The organism is Leclercia sp. W17 (assembly GCF_003336325.1).
GTDB lineage: Bacteria > Pseudomonadota > Gammaproteobacteria > Enterobacterales > Enterobacteriaceae > Enterobacter.
Genome location: NZ_CP031101.1, coordinates 1,835,195 through 1,850,913 on the forward strand (window position 1 = coordinate 1,835,195; position 15,719 = coordinate 1,850,913).

The following is a 15,719-nucleotide window of genomic DNA, read 5'->3' on the forward strand; positions in this document are numbered from 1 at the left end:
CATTAAACTGCCCTGAGTGGAATTAACAGCACATCCACTTTACTGTTGTTAACGATTGTTTTTGCGGAACAAGCTGCACGTGAAAAAAAGCTGTGGTTATGATTTCCGCATATCACCAGGTCAACACGTTGTTTGTGACATATATCAAGTATCCTCTCGCTTAATTCTCCCGTTGCACAAAGCGTTTGTGCAATGGGATATTCTGCACGCGCAATGAGATCATCCAGAAATTGCTGGGTTTCCTCCTGAAGAACGCCACGAATATCTTCCAGCATCGGTGCGGCCAGTTGATTGTACATTTCAGGATCGGCGGAAAGGGTGACCAGAGTGATGCGTGCCTGAGTCGGTCGGGCGATAGCGACCGCTTTGGCAACCAGTTGATGGCTTTCGGGGGAAACTGAAACAGAAACAAGGATATGGGAGTAACTCATGGTACCCTCCGGACGTATCTGTACATTAGCTATTCCTCAGCTTTAGCGCGATTTTTTAGCCTTCGCAAGGGGTGAAGGTGACATTCATGTGATACTTATCATAATTATTCATTAAATATTCTTATGTAATGAATAGCGCTAAACCCTCATAAGAGGGTTAAAGCCGCTATCTTAACGTAAATCATACAAATATATTCCCTGCAAAAACAAGGGGATTTACCTCTTCGCAACACCCATTCAGCCATAAACGTAATAAAATACTTACGTTTTGACTCTGACATTAATTCTTTAATTTCAATTGCTTACTATATTGTTTCTATCTTAGATATGGTGGGCTGTTTTGCAAATTTGTTACTTGTCAACCCCAAGCAAGTAACGTGCCTGGTTTCTTCATACTTCTGCATGAATATTCGGCGATACAGAATATATCTTTGCTTTATTTGTTCAAAAAAACAGACAAATTAGAAGTGACGCTGATGGGTTTTTGGTTCACATTCACCTAAATTATGTGACGTAGATCACATTTATTTTAAATTTCAGGCGAGGCCGCATTGTATGTCCTACAGTGGACGGGTAAAGTTGCCGCGAATTAGGAAAAGTCTTAGTTAATTGTAAGAAGCGATAAATGTGTAAGAGACAAAATTTGTTTTTCTTAACGTGATTCATCGATACAAAACTTAATTCAACTATGCGTTTTAGCCTTTTCTTTTTTTTTACCGGGGTTTTCCCGGCGACATCACGGGGTGCGGGTCGACCGCACAAGAAATTAAAGTGTTATTCGGGAAGGGATAAATGAACACATCCGAATTGCTAAAACACATTTATGACATCAACCTGTCATATTTATTGCTTGCACAACGTTTGATTAGCCAGGATAAAGCCTCCGCAATGTTCCGTCTGGGCATTCAGGAAGAAATGGCCACCACGCTTGGCGGTTTAACGTTGCCGCAGATGGTGAAACTGGCCGAAACAAACCAACTGGTTTGCCAGTTCCGCTTTGATAATCACCAGACCGTCACGCAACTGACTCAGGAATCCCGCGTGGATGACCTGCAACAGGTTCACACCGGCATTCTGCTTTCTACCCGTTTGCTTAACGAAATCAGCCAGCCTGATGACGTAGCCCGTAAGAAAAGGGCTTAAAAATGAGTGAGAAGAGCATTGTTCAGGAAGCGCGTGATATTCAACTGGCCATGGAACTGATTACGCTAGGTGCTCGTTTGCAAATGCTTGAAAGCGAAACCCAGCTGAGCCGTGGTCGTCTTATCAAACTGTACAAAGAATTACGTGGCAGCCCACCACCAAAAGGGATGCTGCCATTCTCTACCGACTGGTTTATGACCTGGGAGCAGAATATTCATGCTTCCATGTTCTGTAATGCCTGGCAGTACCTGCTCAAGACCGGCTTATGCAGCGGCGTTGATGCGGTCATTAAAGCGTACAAACTTTACCTCGAGCAGTGCCCGCAGCCTGAAGAAGGCCCTTTGCTGGCCCTGACCCGCGCATGGACATTGGTGCGTTTTGTTGAGAGCGGATTGCTGGAACTCTCCCGCTGCAACTGCTGTAGCGGCAACTTTATCACCCATGCACATCAGCCCGCAGGCAGCTTCGCCTGTAGTTTGTGCCAACCACCGTCTCGTGCGGTAAAAAGACGTAAACTTTCCCGGGATGCTGCCGATAGTAATCCACAACTGCTGGATGAACAGATCGAACAGGCTGTTTAACCCGAACGTGTGGGCAAGGATCCAGCAGCGGTAAGAGATTACCGCTGCTTTTTTTTGCCCCGCAGAAGGATAAACCCCGACCTGCGCATCCTGGCTACAGTCACTAGCGGAAGGATGATGTCGTGCTTATCGTATTAGGTTACCTGGTAGTTCTCGGTACAGTTTTCGGCGGTTACATGATGACCGGCGGGCACCTTGGGGCACTCTATCAACCGGCCGAACTGATTATTATCGGTGGTGCAGGGGTGGGGGCGTTTATCGTTGGCAACAACGGCAAGGCGATCAAGGGAACGTTAAAAGCGTTGCCGTTACTGTTCCGTCGTTCGAAATACACCAAAAGTATGTATATGGACCTTCTGGCGCTGCTCTATCGCCTGATGGCCAAGTCGCGTCAACAGGGAATGTTCTCCCTGGAGCGCGATATTGAGAATCCGAAAGAGAGCGAGATCTTTGCCAGCTACCCGCGCATTATCGCCGATAAGATGATGCTTGAGTTCATTGTCGACTATCTGCGTCTCATCATCAGCGGCAACATGAACACCTTCGAAATCGAAGCGTTGATGGACGAAGAGATCGAAACGCATGAAAGCGAAGCTGAAGTCCCGGCTAACAGCCTGGCGATGGTGGGTGACTCCCTGCCTGCATTCGGTATCGTTGCGGCGGTCATGGGGGTGGTACACGCCCTGGCCTCGGCGGATCGTCCGGCCGCTGAACTGGGCGCCTTGATCGCGCACGCCATGGTGGGAACCTTCCTCGGCATCCTGCTGGCGTACGGATTTATCTCTCCGCTGGCGACCGTATTGCGTCAGAAGAGCGCTGAAACCACCAAAATGATGCAGTGCGTCAAAATCACGCTGCTCTCGAATCTTAACGGTTATGCCCCGCCGATCGCGGTAGAGTTTGGCCGTAAAACCCTGTACTCCAGCGAGCGTCCGTCGTTTATTGAGCTTGAAGAGCACGTGCGCGCTGTAAAGAACCCAAACCAGCAGACGAGCACTGAGGACGCATGAAAAACCAGTCCCATCCCATCGTCATAGTCAAAAAGCGCAAGCATAAAGGGCATGGAGGCCATCATGGTGGCTCGTGGAAAATCGCCTACGCCGATTTCATGACCGCGATGATGGCGTTTTTCCTGGTGATGTGGCTGATCTCAATCTCCAGCCCGAAAGAGCTGATTCAGATCGCAGAGTATTTCCGTACCCCACTGGCGACGGCGGTGTCGGGGGGGCCGCGCATCTCCAACAGCGACAGTCCGATCCCGGGCGGTGGAGATGACTACACGCAAAAGCAGGGTGAGGTGAAGCGCGAGCCGAACATCGACGAGCTGAAAAGACGCATGGAGCAGAGCCGCCTGAAAAAATTGCGCGGCGATCTGGACCAGCTGATCGAAGCGGATCCGAAGCTGCGCGCCCTGCGTCCGCACCTGAAAATCGATCTTGTTCAGGAAGGGCTGCGCATTCAGATTATCGACAGCCAGAACCGTCCCATGTTTAAAACCGGCAGCGCCGATGTGGAGCCCTATATGCGCGACATCCTGCGCGCCATTGCGCCAGTGCTGAATGGGATCCCTAACCGAATCAGTCTTTCCGGTCACACCGATGACTTCCCTTACGCCGGTGGCGAAAAAGGGTACAGCAACTGGGAGCTCTCTGCGGATCGTGCAAACGCATCCCGTCGTGAGCTAGTGATCGGCGGGCTGGACGATGGCAAAGTGCTGCGCGTCGTCGGCATGGCCGCCACCATGCGCGTGACCGACCGCGGCCCGGACGACGCCATCAACCGCCGTATTAGTCTCTTAGTGCTCAACAAACAGGCAGAGCAGGCCATCCTGCACGAAAACGCCGAAAGTCAGAATGAGTCACTGGATGATTTAAAACAGCCAGGCCCTGCGCCTTCGGCTGCCGTTCCAACATCGCCACCAGCCAATCCGAGGTGATAGCGTGAGCATGGATATTAGCGATTTTTACCAGACGTTTTTTGATGAAGCCGACGAGTTGTTGGCGGATATGGAGCAACACCTGCTGGACCTGGTGCCCGAGGCGCCGGATTCAGAGCAGCTCAACGCCATATTTCGCGCAGCTCACTCCATTAAAGGAGGCGCCGGTACGTTTGGCTTTACCATTTTGCAGGAAACCACCCATCTGATGGAGAACCTGCTCGATGAGGCCCGACGCGGTGAGATGCAGCTCAATACCGACATTATTAACCTGTTTTTGGAAACGAAAGACATTATGCAGGAACAGCTCGATGCCTACAAAAGCTCGCAAGAGCCGGACGCTGCCAGCTTTGAATATATCTGCAACGCGCTGCGTCAGTTAGCGCTGGAAGCCAAAGGCGAGACGGCAGCCGTTGCCGTCAGCCCGGCCAAACTGAGCGTTGTTGAGCCCGCTCCGGCGGCCGCGCCTGCCGCTGACGACCGTCTGCGCGTGGTGCTGTCCGGCCTGAAAGAGAGCGAAGTTAACCTTCTGGAAGAAGAGCTGAGCAATCTCGCTACCCTGAGCAACGTGGTGAAGGGTAAGGACACGCTGGCAGCTAACCTCGACGGCGGTATTAGCAAAGATGACGTCATCGCCGTGCTCTGTTTTGTCATTGAACCCGAGCAGATCGACTTTGAGACCGTGACCGATGCACCGGTTGCAGAGACGGCGGAAGTAGCTGAAGTCGCGGCTGCACCTGCGGTACCGGCTGTGGCCCCTGCCGCACCTGCGCTGAAACCCGTTCCGGGCGAATCCGCTGCGCCAAATCGCGGCGAGCGTGAAAAACCGGCCGCCCGCTCCAGCGAATCGACCAGTATTCGTGTCGCTGTAGAAAAAGTGGATCAGCTGATCAACCTGGTGGGCGAGCTGGTGATCACCCAGTCAATGCTGGCCCAGCGCTCCAACGAGCTGGACCCGGTCAACCACGGCGATCTCATCACCAGCATGGGCCAGTTACAACGTAACGCCCGCGATCTGCAGGAATCGGTGATGTCCATCCGTATGATGCCGATGGAGTATGTCTTCAGCCGCTTCCCGCGTCTGGTGCGCGACCTGGCGGGCAAGCTCAATAAGCAAATCGAACTGACGCTGATGGGCAGCTCCACCGAGCTGGATAAGAGCCTGATTGAGCGCATTATCGACCCGTTAACGCACCTGGTGCGTAACAGCCTTGACCACGGGATCGAATTGCCGAAAAACCGTGTTGCCGCAGGGAAATCCCCGGTCGGTAACCTGATTTTGTCTGCGGAACACCAGGGCGGGAACATCTGCATCGAAGTGACCGATGACGGCGCAGGCCTGAATCGCGAGCGTATCCTGGCGAAAGCGATGTCTCAGGGGATGGCGGTCAGCGAAAACATGACCGACGAAGAGGTGGGCATGCTGATCTTCGCCCCAGGCTTCTCCACCGCGGAGCAGGTCACAGACGTCTCCGGGCGCGGCGTGGGTATGGACGTGGTGAAACGTAACATCCAGGAGATGGGCGGCCACGTTGAGATCAAGTCGAAGCAGGGCTCAGGTACCACTATCCGCATTCTGCTGCCGCTGACGCTGGCGATCCTCGACGGCATGTCGGTCAAAGTGGCGGACGAAGTGTTCATCCTGCCGCTGAACGCGGTGATGGAATCGCTGCAGCCGCGTGAAGAAGATCTGCACCCGCTGGCAGGCGGTGAGCGCGTGCTGGAAGTGCGTGGCGAATACCTGCCGCTGGTGGAACTGTGGAAAGTGTTCGACGTGGACGGCGCCAAAACTGAAGCCACGCAGGGGATTGTGGTCATTCTGCAAAGCGCAGGCCGCCGTTACGCCCTGCTGGTCGATCAGCTGATTGGTCAGCATCAGGTGGTGGTGAAGAACCTCGAGAGCAACTATCGCAAAGTACCTGGCATTTCAGCCGCCACCATCCTCGGCGATGGCAGTGTGGCGCTGATCGTCGATGTTTCGGCGCTTCAGGGATTAAATCGTGAACAACGTATGGCGCACACAGCCGCCTGATTCAGTTAAGAAGGTAAAAAAATGACCGGTATGAGTAATGTAACTAAGCTGGCCGGCGAGCCATCAGGGCAGGAATTCCTGGTTTTCACCTTAGGTGACGAAGAATACGGTATCGATATTCTGAAGGTGCAGGAGATCCGTGGCTATGATCAGGTGACCCGCATCGCCAACACGCCAGATTTCATCAAAGGCGTGACCAACCTGCGTGGCGTTATCGTGCCAATCGTCGACCTGCGCGTGAAGTTCAGCCAGGGCGACGTCGAGTATGATGACAACACGGTCGTGATCGTGCTCAATCTGGGCCAGCGCGTGGTCGGGATTGTGGTTGATGGGGTTTCCGATGTCCTCTCCCTGACCGCCGAGCAGATCCGCCCGGCGCCGGAATTCGCGGTTACGCTGTCCACCGAATACCTGACCGGTCTGGGGGCGCTCGGTGACCGTATGCTGATTCTGGTGAATATCGAGAAGCTGCTGAACAGTGATGAGATGGCGCTGCTGGATGTGGCGGCAAGTCACGTAGCCTGAGGCCATCACCGCTGCGGCGGCCAGGACAACACTTCAAGGGGACCATGCTGGTCCCCTTATTTATTTCTCCCGTTATTCGCCGACCAGCTCTTATTTTCTTTCCGTTATTTATTCAAGTTGTGAATATATTCATAACCAAAATTCAGGTAATAGTTTCTCTGGCTTAACTGTTATTTAACCGCCATTAAAATTGGCAATGAAAACAAGAAGATATATTGTGATCTATGTCACATTATTCCTATTCTTTATCTCGCCTGGTCTCAATATTCAGGCGTTTTAAAAATTTATCCAATTGTTATTTAAAGATAATTTATGTCAATACGCCATTTGTCTTAGCCGTCCGGCTAAAGTGGTTGTTCGCGATACCTTAATCTAAATTAATTTTAACCACCTATTAACAATAGTAATAGGTGCTAACAACTTGAGCGTTATCAAAAATAGAGGATAACGACGGCGACATTTTCTGGAGGGTGGAAAATGAACAGAAAACTTTTGGTGTTATTGGCGGGATCGGCTCTGGCGATGGCGACAGTTCCGGCACAGGCGGTAACCAGCAGCGGGACCATTGGCGCAACCCTGACCTTGACCAACGGTTGCCTGATCAACGGCTCGCCAAACCAGAACGGCATTAACTTCGGTACCCTGGATTTCGGTACCCATCCGGCAACCTTCTCGACGCTCACCACCCAGCTCACCGGGGCCAACGGCGGCAATACCTTTACCATCCAGTGCACCACCGACAGCTACACGGTCGCCATCACCGGCAATACCAACTCCACCGCGCCGGGAACGGTTGTGGGTACGCCCGGCACGCCAGCGCGCTATCTGGTCAACACCGCGAATACCGCTCAGGGTGTGGCATACAGCCTGTTCAGCGACAGCAGCTTTAACAACGTGATCGCCAATAACGCGCCGATCCCGGTGGCCTCTACCGCAGGCGGGGTTAATAGCTACACGCTCTATGGCCGTATCACCGGTGGTGGCAACAGCGTCACCGTGGTACCCGGCACCTACACCGACACCATAAACGTCAGCGTCACTTACTAGCCGCGCGATTGATGAAGCGCGTGACCGTATCACTCCTGCCGCGGAGTGAGGGGAGGCTGCACGCCGTTTTTGGCCTGGTCGCCCTGATATTGACGTCGACAGGCGCCCGGGCGGTGACCAGCCAGTCGTTTCAGGTGAATGCCACCATAACCCCCGGCTGCTCGGTGACCTCCGGCACCGGCGGGGTCCTGGGGGCGCTCAATTTTGGCAGCTACAGCGGGGTGCAGAGCGGCCAGGTCAGCACCAGCTTTGTGCCTAATGGTTCGCTAAGTATCGCCTGCACGCCGGGGGTGGCGCTGAGCATGAGCATCGACGGCGGGCAGAATTACGCTTCGGTGCGCAATATGCAGCGCGCCGGTGGCACCCAGCGGGTTGCCTATCGGCTCTACAGCAGCAGTTCGCTGGGGGCAAACAGCGAAATCGGCGTTAACCAGGCCATACCCGTAACCTATACCAATAGCAATAACATCGCCCTGCCGCTGTTTGGCGTGGCGCTTCTGACGGGCTTTAGCCCGGCCGGGAACTATTCAGATCAACTCACCGTGACCTTGTCCTGGTGATACAGGGAGAACGACCATGAAGGCATTTGCAAGCGGCCCGCTGGCGCTGATGGTGGCGCTGGGGATAACGGCGCACGCCGCCCAGGGCGCGGCATCCATTCTGCTATGGCCCATCGATCCCTGGCTGTCGGCCGATACCAAAGCGACCGAGCTGTGGGTGCAAAACCAGGGCAACAGCGCCACCACCATGCAGGTGCGCATTGTGCGCTGGCGCCAGGAGGGCGGCCTTGAGCGCTACACCGCCCAGCAGGAGGTGGTCGCCAGCCCGCCGATTGTCACTATTGCCAAAGGCAGCAAGCAGCTTATTCGCCTGATAAAGCAGGGCGGGGTGCCGCTGGGGGTTGAACAGGCCTACCGCATTATCGTCGACGAAATTCCCCAGCCTCAGGACAACACCACGCCGCAGATCGGCCTTAAGCTGCAGATGCGCTACTCCATTCCGCTGTTTGTTTACGGGCAGGGGATCGAAACCATCAAAGAGGGGGAACATCATGCCTTTGCCGAGCCGCGCAACCTGAGCTGGCGGGTTATCCGCGAAAACGGCCAGCCCGCGTTGCAGGTACGTAACCGGGGTGATGTGCATGTTCGGCTCAGTCAGGTCTCCCTGACCCAGGGCGGGCAGAAAAGGAGCATGGCGGACGGTCTGCTGGGGTATGTTTTGCCGGGCAGCGAACGCAGCTGGCCTCTCCCCTCAGGCATCACCCAGCCGGGCCAGATGAGTGCGCAAATTAATGCCAGGGATACCGAATGGCAGTCGGCTCCCGTCAACTGAAACCCACGATGATGATCCTGCTTTGCGTCTCCACGGCAGGCTGGGCCAACACCGGCGACGATGCACTACCGCCGCCGGCTGCGCCCCAGTCCCTGAACGACGAAGCGGTCTTTCAGCTGGCGCTGATCGTCAACCACTACGATACCGGGCTGGTGGTGCCTGTCACCCGGCGCAATGGCGATTATCTGGTCTCCAGCGCTGACCTGCTGCGCGCAGGCCTGCCGCCGGAAAATGTCCCGCCGGGGGAGGTCAATCTGACGACCCTCGCCGATGTGCGCAGCGAGTATGACAGCGCCGGGCAGCGCCTGCTGTTGAGCGTACCCCGGGAGTGGATCGCCGCCCGGGTTACCCCCTTTGGCGGCGAGCTGACCCAGAGCACGCCCCACTACGGCAGAGGGGCGCTACTCAACTATGACTTCTATACCAGCAAGACCGATCATGCGGGCGGGCAGGCCTCGCTCTGGCATGAGTTCCGCTATTTTGACGAGCGGGGGTCTCTATCCTCCACCGGCTTTGTGCGCAAAAACCTCTCCGGCGGCGGCATGCAGGAGGGATACGTGCGTTACGACACCACGCTGCTGGTCACCAATGAAGATAATGCCACCACCTGGACTGCCGGGGATGTCATCAGCGATGCCGTCAGCTGGAGCAGCAGCGTGCGTATGGGGGGCATCAGCTATGGCCGCGACTTTTCGCTCCGCCCGGATCTGGTCACCTGGCCGCTGCCGGAATTTTCCGGCGAGGCGGCGGTGCCCACCTCGGTAGACCTGTTCGTCAACGGCTATCGCGCAGGATCCACCCGCCTGCAGCCGGGACCGTTTACCCTCACCAATCTGCCCTATATCAACGGCGCCGGAGATGCGGTCCTGGTCACCACCGATGCGCTGGGTCGCCAGGTGAGCACCACGCTGCCGTTTTATGTCACCAGCGAACTGCTGAAGGCGGGGCTGAGCGACGGAGCGGTGTCCCTCGGCAGCCTGCGCCGCAACTACGGTATTGAAAGTTTTGATTACGGCCCGGCGGCGGGGAGCGGCTCTTACCGCTACGGGCTGACCGACTGGCTGACCCTCGAAGGACATGGGGAAGGGGCCGAAGAGCTGGCGCTGGGCGGTTTGGGCACGGTGGTAAAAATGGGGCGTTTCGGCGTGGTCAATACGGCGTATACCCGCAGCCGGATGCGCGGTGAAGAGGGCGGGCAGGTGAACTGGGGCTACCAGTACAGCACCAGCGAATTCAGCATTGCTACCCAGCACAGCCGTCGGGATCGCGGCTTTGGCAACCTGGCCCTCTACGACCAGCCGACGGTATACGACGAATTCAACCAGCCCATCGCCAGCCTTAGCCGCAATACGGACCAGTACTCCCTGAGCCTTAATCTTGGCGATTATGGCAATATCGGTGCCGCCTGGATTGGGGTGGAGAGTTTCGACAGTGATAAAACCGAGCTGCTCAACCTCTCCTGGAGCCGCAACCTGTGGCGCAGCAGCAGTATCTACCTTGCCGCCAGCCGGGACCAGCAGCGGGGCGACTGGACGGTCGCCCTGTCGCTGCAAATACCTCTCGGCGAACGCGACAGCGCCGCCGTTACCCTGGAAAACACTCCGGACGCGGGCAGCACCCAGCGCATCAACTACAACCACGCCATGCCCACCGACGGCGGCTTTAGCTGGAACATGGCCCTGGCGAACCAGTCCCGCTCCCGCAGCTACCAGCAGGCCTCGCTGGGTTGGCGTAACAACAATATTGAAGTGCAGGGCGGCACCTACGGCGAGCGCGACATGATGACCTAGTGGGGCGAGGCGCTGGGCTCGTTGGTGCTGATGGACGGCGAACTCTTTGCCGCCAATAAGATCAACGACGCCTTCGTGGTCATCAGCACCGACGGCAAGCCCGACGTGCCGGTGAGCTACGAAAACCAGCCGGTGGGGAAAACCAACCAAAACGGCTACCTGCTGGTGAGCGGCGTATCCGCCTACTATCCGGCGAGCTACAGCATCAACACCCTGAACCTGCCCGCCGATACCCGGCTAAAAGAGACCGAGCGGCGGGTGGCGCTGCGCCGCAACAGTGGCTATCTGGTGGACTTCCCGATGGAGGAGGAGCGGGTCGCCAGCGTGATCCTGCACGACGGCGAGGGCCAGGATATTCCGCTCGGCAGCCAGGTGCGCCGCGCCTCCCGCGCCCCGGCCACCGTGGGCTATGACGGCATCGCCTGGCTGGAGAACCTGAACGATGTTAACCCGCTGGAGGTACGCACCCCGGAGGGCAAATACTGCCATGTGACCCTGACTCTTGCCCCTAATCCGGACCATAAGCTGCAAACATACGGTCCGCTGACCTGCAGGCTGGCACCATGAGGCGCCTGCTGCTGTTACTGCTGCTGTTGGTCTCCGGTACCGGCTGGGGGGCCTGTACCGTCAGTACCGTCAATGCCAGCTTTGGCAGCGTGACCTCCTTCGCCCTGAGCGGCAACAACGAGGTGCAGACCACCGGCACCCTGGTGGTAAGCTGCGATGCGGTGCTTAACCTGTTGACCAACGACTCCATCACCCTCAACTACACCGGCGCCACCGTCAGCGCCGCCAACCTGAAACGCACCGATAACGCCACCATCACCGATGTTATTCCTACCCGACTGTGCGGTGCGTCGGGCTGCACCGGCACCAGCGAAGTGCAGATCGCCCGCTCCTATACCTGGAGCGGTAGCACGCTGCTGGGGCTGCTGGGTTCCAGGCAGTACAATATTCCGCTCTATTTCCGCACCGTTGCCGGGCAGAACGTCAGCGCCGGGCCCTATCAGGTGACGCTTAACTTCAGCGTTAATTACAACGTCTGCCAGGTAGGGGCCGTGGGCCTCTGCCTGACCCCCCAGACCGGTACGGCGGTGACCAGCATCACCCTCAATATGAACGTCACCAATGACTGCAGCGCCATGACCACCCCGAATATCAACTTTAACAGCGCGCCGCTGGTACAGAATTTCCCCACCATCTCTCAGTCCATCGCCGTCACCTGCACCAAGGGCAGCGCCTATACCATCGGCATCAATAACGGCCTCAACGCCCTGAATAATGTCCGGCGCATGGCCAGCGGTAACAACCGCATGAGCTATGAGATCTATAAAGAGGCCACCGCCAACCGCTGGGGCGTCAGCGGCACCGAGCGCTGGTCGAGCGGAGCCTCATCCCAGGTAAGTACCGACGGCCTGCTGCGCACCTATAACTACACCGCCCGCATCCTCCCCAACCAGACCACGCCCCCCGCCGGCAACTACAGCGATACCCTCGTGGTAGACGTCGCGTTCTGAACCGCGCTTTTCCCTTTCGCAAATGTAAAGTTCCTCTCAGTTGTGCCGATAACACCGAGAACAAAACAATGAGAAGGTGTTGTATGTTGAACCGTATGCGCGTTGTGACAATGCTGATGTTGGTGCTGGCTGTTTTCGCTCTGTTGCAGCTCGTCTCCGGCAGTCTCTTTTTCTCTTCCATTAAAGCCAACCAGGACAGTTTTGCGGTTTCGAACGAATTCCGGGTTCAACAAAGTGAAATCACCTCCACCTGGGATTACCTGCTGCAAACGCGCATCAACCTGAGCCGCGCCTCCGCACGTATGGTGACCGATCCCGCTAAGCCGCAAACGGAACTGATGAACAGCGCCCGCACTACGCTTGCGGAAGCGGATAAACACTTCAAGGCTTACAGCGCCATCCCTCCACAGCCGTCGATGGAGCAGGTGAGCCAGACCATCAATGAGACATACCGGGACTATGCTGCGGCGCTCACTGAACTGATCCAGTTCCTTGATAACGGCAACATGGAGGCCTATTTCGCCCAGGCAACCCAGTCAAAACAGAACGCGCTGGGGACCGCTCTGCGGGATTACGTTACCGCATCCGACGCGCGTAACCAGGCGGCGTTTAATGCCAGCGTGAAGGATTACTCCTTCGCCAAATGGCAGATGGCGATCCTGGCGCTCGCCCTGGCGATCGTGCTGGTGGGGGTCTGGTACGGCATTCGCCATACCCTGCTTAACCCGTTAAACCGTGTCATCGACCATATCCGTCACATTGCCAGCGGCGATCTGACCCACTCCCTGACTATCACCGGGCGCAGTGAAATCACCCAGCTGGCCATCAGCGTTGACCACATGCAGCGCTCCCTGAGCGAGACGGTGGCGAACGTGCGTCAGGGCTCGGAGGCCATCTACACCGGCACCAGCGAAATCGCGCTGGGTAACAACGACCTCTCCTCCCGCACCGAGCAACAGGCGTCGGCGCTGGAAGAGACCGCGGCAAGCATGGAGCAGCTCACCGCCACCGTGAAGCAGAATGCCGACAACGCCCGCCAGGCCTCACAGCTGGCGAACAGCGCCTCGGAAACCGCCCAGCGCGGCGGCAAGGTGGTGGATGGCGTGGTGAAAACCATGCACGACATCGCCGGAAGCTCGAAGAAGATCGCCGACATTATCAGCGTCATCGACGGTATCGCCTTCCAGACCAATATCCTGGCGCTGAACGCCGCGGTGGAAGCGGCGCGTGCCGGTGAGCAGGGGCGTGGCTTTGCGGTGGTCGCCGGTGAAGTGCGTAACCTCGCCAGCCGCAGCGCCAACGCGGCCAAAGAGATTAAAGCCCTGATTGAAGACTCTGTCGCACGCGTCGACACCGGCTCGGTGCTGGTGGAGAGCGCGGGCGAAACCATGAATGACATCGTGAATGCCGTTACCCGCGTCACGGACATTATGGGGGAAATCGCCTCCGCTTCCGATGAGCAGAGCCGTAGTATCGACCAGGTCGCTCTGGCGGTATCGGAAATGGATCGCGTCACACAACAAAACGCCTCGCTGGTTCAGGAGTCCGCAGCCGCTGCGGCGCAACTGGAAGAGCAGGCGAGCCGTCTGAAGATGGCCGTCTCGGCGTTTCGTCTTAACTCTGGACCTGCAAGCACGGTTTCATCGCGCGTCAGCCCGCAACCGGCCTCGCCGGTTAACGCACCGGCATATGTACGCGCAGTGGCAACTGGGAAAGATGAGAACTGGGAAACATTTTGATTGTACGTTAAATCGCGGCTGCTGGCCGCTAAATGGGAGCGTGGATGTTAAATCGTATTCGTATCTCGACCACCCTGTTTTTGATTTTGATTCTCTGTGGGGTGTTGCAGGTTGGCAGTAATGGCTTGTCATTTTGGGCTTTTCGCGATGGTTATCAAAATTTACAGGAGATGCAGGGCAGTAATCAGCAGCGCGAGCTGCTTACCCAGAGTCGGGCAGTCTTGTTGCAGGCCAGCACGGCGCTGAATAAAGCGGGCACCTTAACCGCCCTGAGCTATCCGCCCGATGACATTAAGGCGCTGATGGTGACCGCGCGCGGTAGCCTGAAGCAGGCTGATGGCCTGTTCAAAACCTTTAGCGGCCAGGCGGCGATTAGCGCGAAGGACGCAGAGCTGAAAAAAGCGATGCAGGGTGCGTTCAGCCAGTGGTATGGCGATCTGGAGCATCAGGCGACGTGGCTTGAGAACAACCAGCTGTCAGATTTTCTGACCGCGCCGGTGCAGGAATCGCAGGCGGCATTTGACGCCAGCACCGACGCCTGGCAGCAGGAGATCAACAACTTTGTGCAGGCCGCGGGGAATGACAGCCGCAACAGCTACCACATGTCCGGCGTGATTTTCGCCACCATGATTGTGCTGGCGGTGGTACTGACCAGCGCCGCGCTGTTCTGGTCGCGCAAGATGATTGTCCAGCCGCTGGCGATTATCAGCAGCCATTTCGACAGCATTGCCAAAGGCGATCTGGCGCGGCCGGTGGCGGTATACGGCAAAAATGAAATTTCGGCCATTTTCGCCAGCCTGAAGGCGATGCAGGGCTCGCTGCGTGAAACGGTATCCGAGGTGCGTCAGGGCAGTTACGCCATGCACACCGGGATCGCCGAAATTGCCGAGGGCAATAACGATCTCTCTTCGCGTACCGAGCAGCAGGCGGCATCGCTGGCGCAAACGGCCGCCAGCATGGAGCAGTTGACCGCCACCGTCGGGCAGAACGCCGACAACGCCCGTCAGGCTTCTGGTCTGGCGAAGAGCGCGGCGCAGACGGCGAAGAAGGGGGGCGAACAGGCGTCCCACGTGGCGAACACCATGAATGAGATCGCCGCCAGTTCGCAAAAGATTGGCGACATCATCAGCGTGATCGACGGCATCGCGTTCCAGACCAATATTCTGGCGCTGAACGCCGCGGTCGAAGCCGCCCGCGCGGGCGAGCAGGGTCGTGGCTTTGCGGTGGTGGCCGGCGAGGTGCGTAACCTGGCGAGCCGCAGCGCCAACGCGGCGAAAGAGATTAAGGTGCTGATTGAAGAGTCGGTGTCCCGCGTTCAGCAGGGTTCGGAGCTGGTGGATACGGCGGCGAAAACCATGACCGAGATCGTCAGCTCGGTCACCCGGGTTAACGACATTATGGGCGAAATCGCCTCCGCATCCGATGAACAGCGCCGCGGTATTGAGCAGGTGGCGCAGGCGGTAAGTCAGATGGATCAGGTGACTCAGCAGAACGCCGCGCTGGTGGAAGAGGCCGCGGCAGCCACCGATCAGTTAGCGGGCCAGGCGGATCACCTTACCTCGCTGGTGGCTGTATTTAATGTCAATGAACGTGTTGAAGCAGTAACAGAAGTCGGGCGGTCGCAGACCGTACCAGTCGGAACCTGA

The 15,719-nt window shown here is 57.0% G+C and carries 13 protein-coding genes and 1 pseudogene; 13 read left to right on the forward strand and 1 reads right to left on the reverse strand.

The window, feature by feature from the left end:
* Positions 1-2 precede the first annotated feature (2 nt).
* Complete coding sequence (gene uspC, locus DVA44_RS09000) at positions 3-431, reverse strand: universal stress protein UspC (RefSeq protein ID WP_103822409.1); 429 nt, start codon at positions 429-431, stop codon at positions 3-5.
* A gap of 792 nt (positions 432-1,223) precedes the next feature.
* Here uspC and flhD point away from each other — a divergent pair.
* The 13 genes and pseudogenes from flhD to tap all read left to right on the forward strand — a co-directional run bounded on the left by flhD (position 1,224) and on the right by tap (position 15,719).
* Positions 1,224-1,574 (forward strand): flagellar transcriptional regulator FlhD, encoded by a 351-nt coding sequence (gene flhD / locus DVA44_RS09005; protein ID WP_103180096.1) that lies wholly within the window; start codon positions 1,224-1,226, stop codon positions 1,572-1,574.
* 2 nt (positions 1,575-1,576) lie between these two features.
* Positions 1,577-2,155, forward strand: a complete 579-nt coding sequence (gene flhC, locus DVA44_RS09010) for a flagellar transcriptional regulator FlhC (protein WP_103180095.1) — start codon at positions 1,577-1,579, stop codon at positions 2,153-2,155.
* Positions 2,156-2,277: 122 nt separating this feature from the next.
* Positions 2,278-3,165, forward strand: coding sequence for a flagellar motor stator protein MotA (motA, locus tag DVA44_RS09015; protein WP_103180094.1), 888 nt, complete (start codon positions 2,278-2,280; stop codon positions 3,163-3,165).
* Positions 3,162-4,091 (forward strand): flagellar motor protein MotB, encoded by a 930-nt coding sequence (gene motB / locus DVA44_RS09020; RefSeq protein WP_103180093.1) that lies wholly within the window; start codon positions 3,162-3,164, stop codon positions 4,089-4,091. Before motA ends, motB begins: the two co-directional genes overlap by 4 nt.
* A gap of 4 nt (positions 4,092-4,095) precedes the next feature.
* Positions 4,096-6,123, forward strand: coding sequence for a chemotaxis protein CheA (cheA, locus tag DVA44_RS09025; protein WP_114386373.1), 2,028 nt, complete (start codon positions 4,096-4,098; stop codon positions 6,121-6,123).
* 21 nt (positions 6,124-6,144) lie between these two features.
* Positions 6,145-6,648: a chemotaxis protein CheW gene (gene cheW / locus DVA44_RS09030; protein ID WP_032611989.1), complete on the forward strand. Its 504-nt coding sequence runs from the start codon at positions 6,145-6,147 to the stop codon at positions 6,646-6,648.
* Positions 6,649-7,125: 477 nt separating this feature from the next.
* Positions 7,126-7,695, forward strand: coding sequence for a spore coat protein U domain-containing protein (locus DVA44_RS09035; RefSeq protein WP_103822407.1), 570 nt, complete (start codon positions 7,126-7,128; stop codon positions 7,693-7,695).
* A 56-nt stretch (positions 7,696-7,751) separates the two neighbouring features.
* Entirely contained in the window at positions 7,752-8,255 is a 504-nt protein-coding gene (locus tag DVA44_RS09040; protein WP_371413864.1) for a spore coat U domain-containing protein, read from the forward strand.
* A gap of 16 nt (positions 8,256-8,271) precedes the next feature.
* Positions 8,272-9,027, forward strand: coding sequence for a molecular chaperone (locus tag DVA44_RS09045; RefSeq protein ID WP_114386377.1), 756 nt, complete (start codon positions 8,272-8,274; stop codon positions 9,025-9,027).
* A pseudogene (locus DVA44_RS09050) lies at positions 9,003-11,384 on the forward strand (fimbria/pilus outer membrane usher protein). Before DVA44_RS09045 ends, DVA44_RS09050 begins: the two are co-directional and overlap by 25 nt.
* Positions 11,381-12,334 (forward strand): spore coat U domain-containing protein, encoded by a 954-nt coding sequence (locus DVA44_RS09055; protein WP_114386379.1) that lies wholly within the window; start codon positions 11,381-11,383, stop codon positions 12,332-12,334. Before DVA44_RS09050 ends, DVA44_RS09055 begins: the two are co-directional and overlap by 4 nt.
* An 83-nt stretch (positions 12,335-12,417) precedes the next feature.
* The gene (gene tar / locus DVA44_RS09060; protein ID WP_114386381.1) at positions 12,418-14,073 is read left to right on the forward strand and encodes a methyl-accepting chemotaxis protein II; all 1,656 of its coding nucleotides are present in this window, start codon (positions 12,418-12,420) and stop codon (positions 14,071-14,073) included.
* Positions 14,074-14,117: 44 nt separating this feature from the next.
* Positions 14,118-15,719, forward strand: coding sequence for a methyl-accepting chemotaxis protein IV (tap, locus tag DVA44_RS09065; RefSeq protein WP_114386383.1), 1,602 nt, complete (start codon positions 14,118-14,120; stop codon positions 15,717-15,719).

Excerpts from the sequence above, each read along its gene's own strand:
- motB (WP_103180093.1), top strand. The coding sequence starts at position 3,162 with ATGAAAAACCAGTCCCATCCCATCGTCATAGTCAAAAAGCGCAAGCAT.
- uspC (WP_103822409.1), bottom strand. The coding sequence starts at position 431 with ATGAGTTACTCCCATATCCTTGTTTCTGTTTCAGTTTCCCCCGAAAGC.
- flhC (WP_103180095.1), top strand. The coding sequence starts at position 1,577 with ATGAGTGAGAAGAGCATTGTTCAGGAAGCGCGTGATATTCAACTGGCC.
- tar (WP_114386381.1), top strand. The coding sequence starts at position 12,418 with ATGTTGAACCGTATGCGCGTTGTGACAATGCTGATGTTGGTGCTGGCT.
- DVA44_RS09045 (WP_114386377.1), top strand. The coding sequence starts at position 8,272 with ATGAAGGCATTTGCAAGCGGCCCGCTGGCGCTGATGGTGGCGCTGGGG.
- flhD (WP_103180096.1), top strand. The coding sequence starts at position 1,224 with ATGAACACATCCGAATTGCTAAAACACATTTATGACATCAACCTGTCA.
- cheW (WP_032611989.1), top strand. The coding sequence starts at position 6,145 with ATGACCGGTATGAGTAATGTAACTAAGCTGGCCGGCGAGCCATCAGGG.
- DVA44_RS09035 (WP_103822407.1), top strand. The coding sequence starts at position 7,126 with ATGAACAGAAAACTTTTGGTGTTATTGGCGGGATCGGCTCTGGCGATG.
- DVA44_RS09055 (WP_114386379.1), top strand. The coding sequence starts at position 11,381 with ATGAGGCGCCTGCTGCTGTTACTGCTGCTGTTGGTCTCCGGTACCGGC.
- tap (WP_114386383.1), top strand. The coding sequence starts at position 14,118 with ATGTTAAATCGTATTCGTATCTCGACCACCCTGTTTTTGATTTTGATT.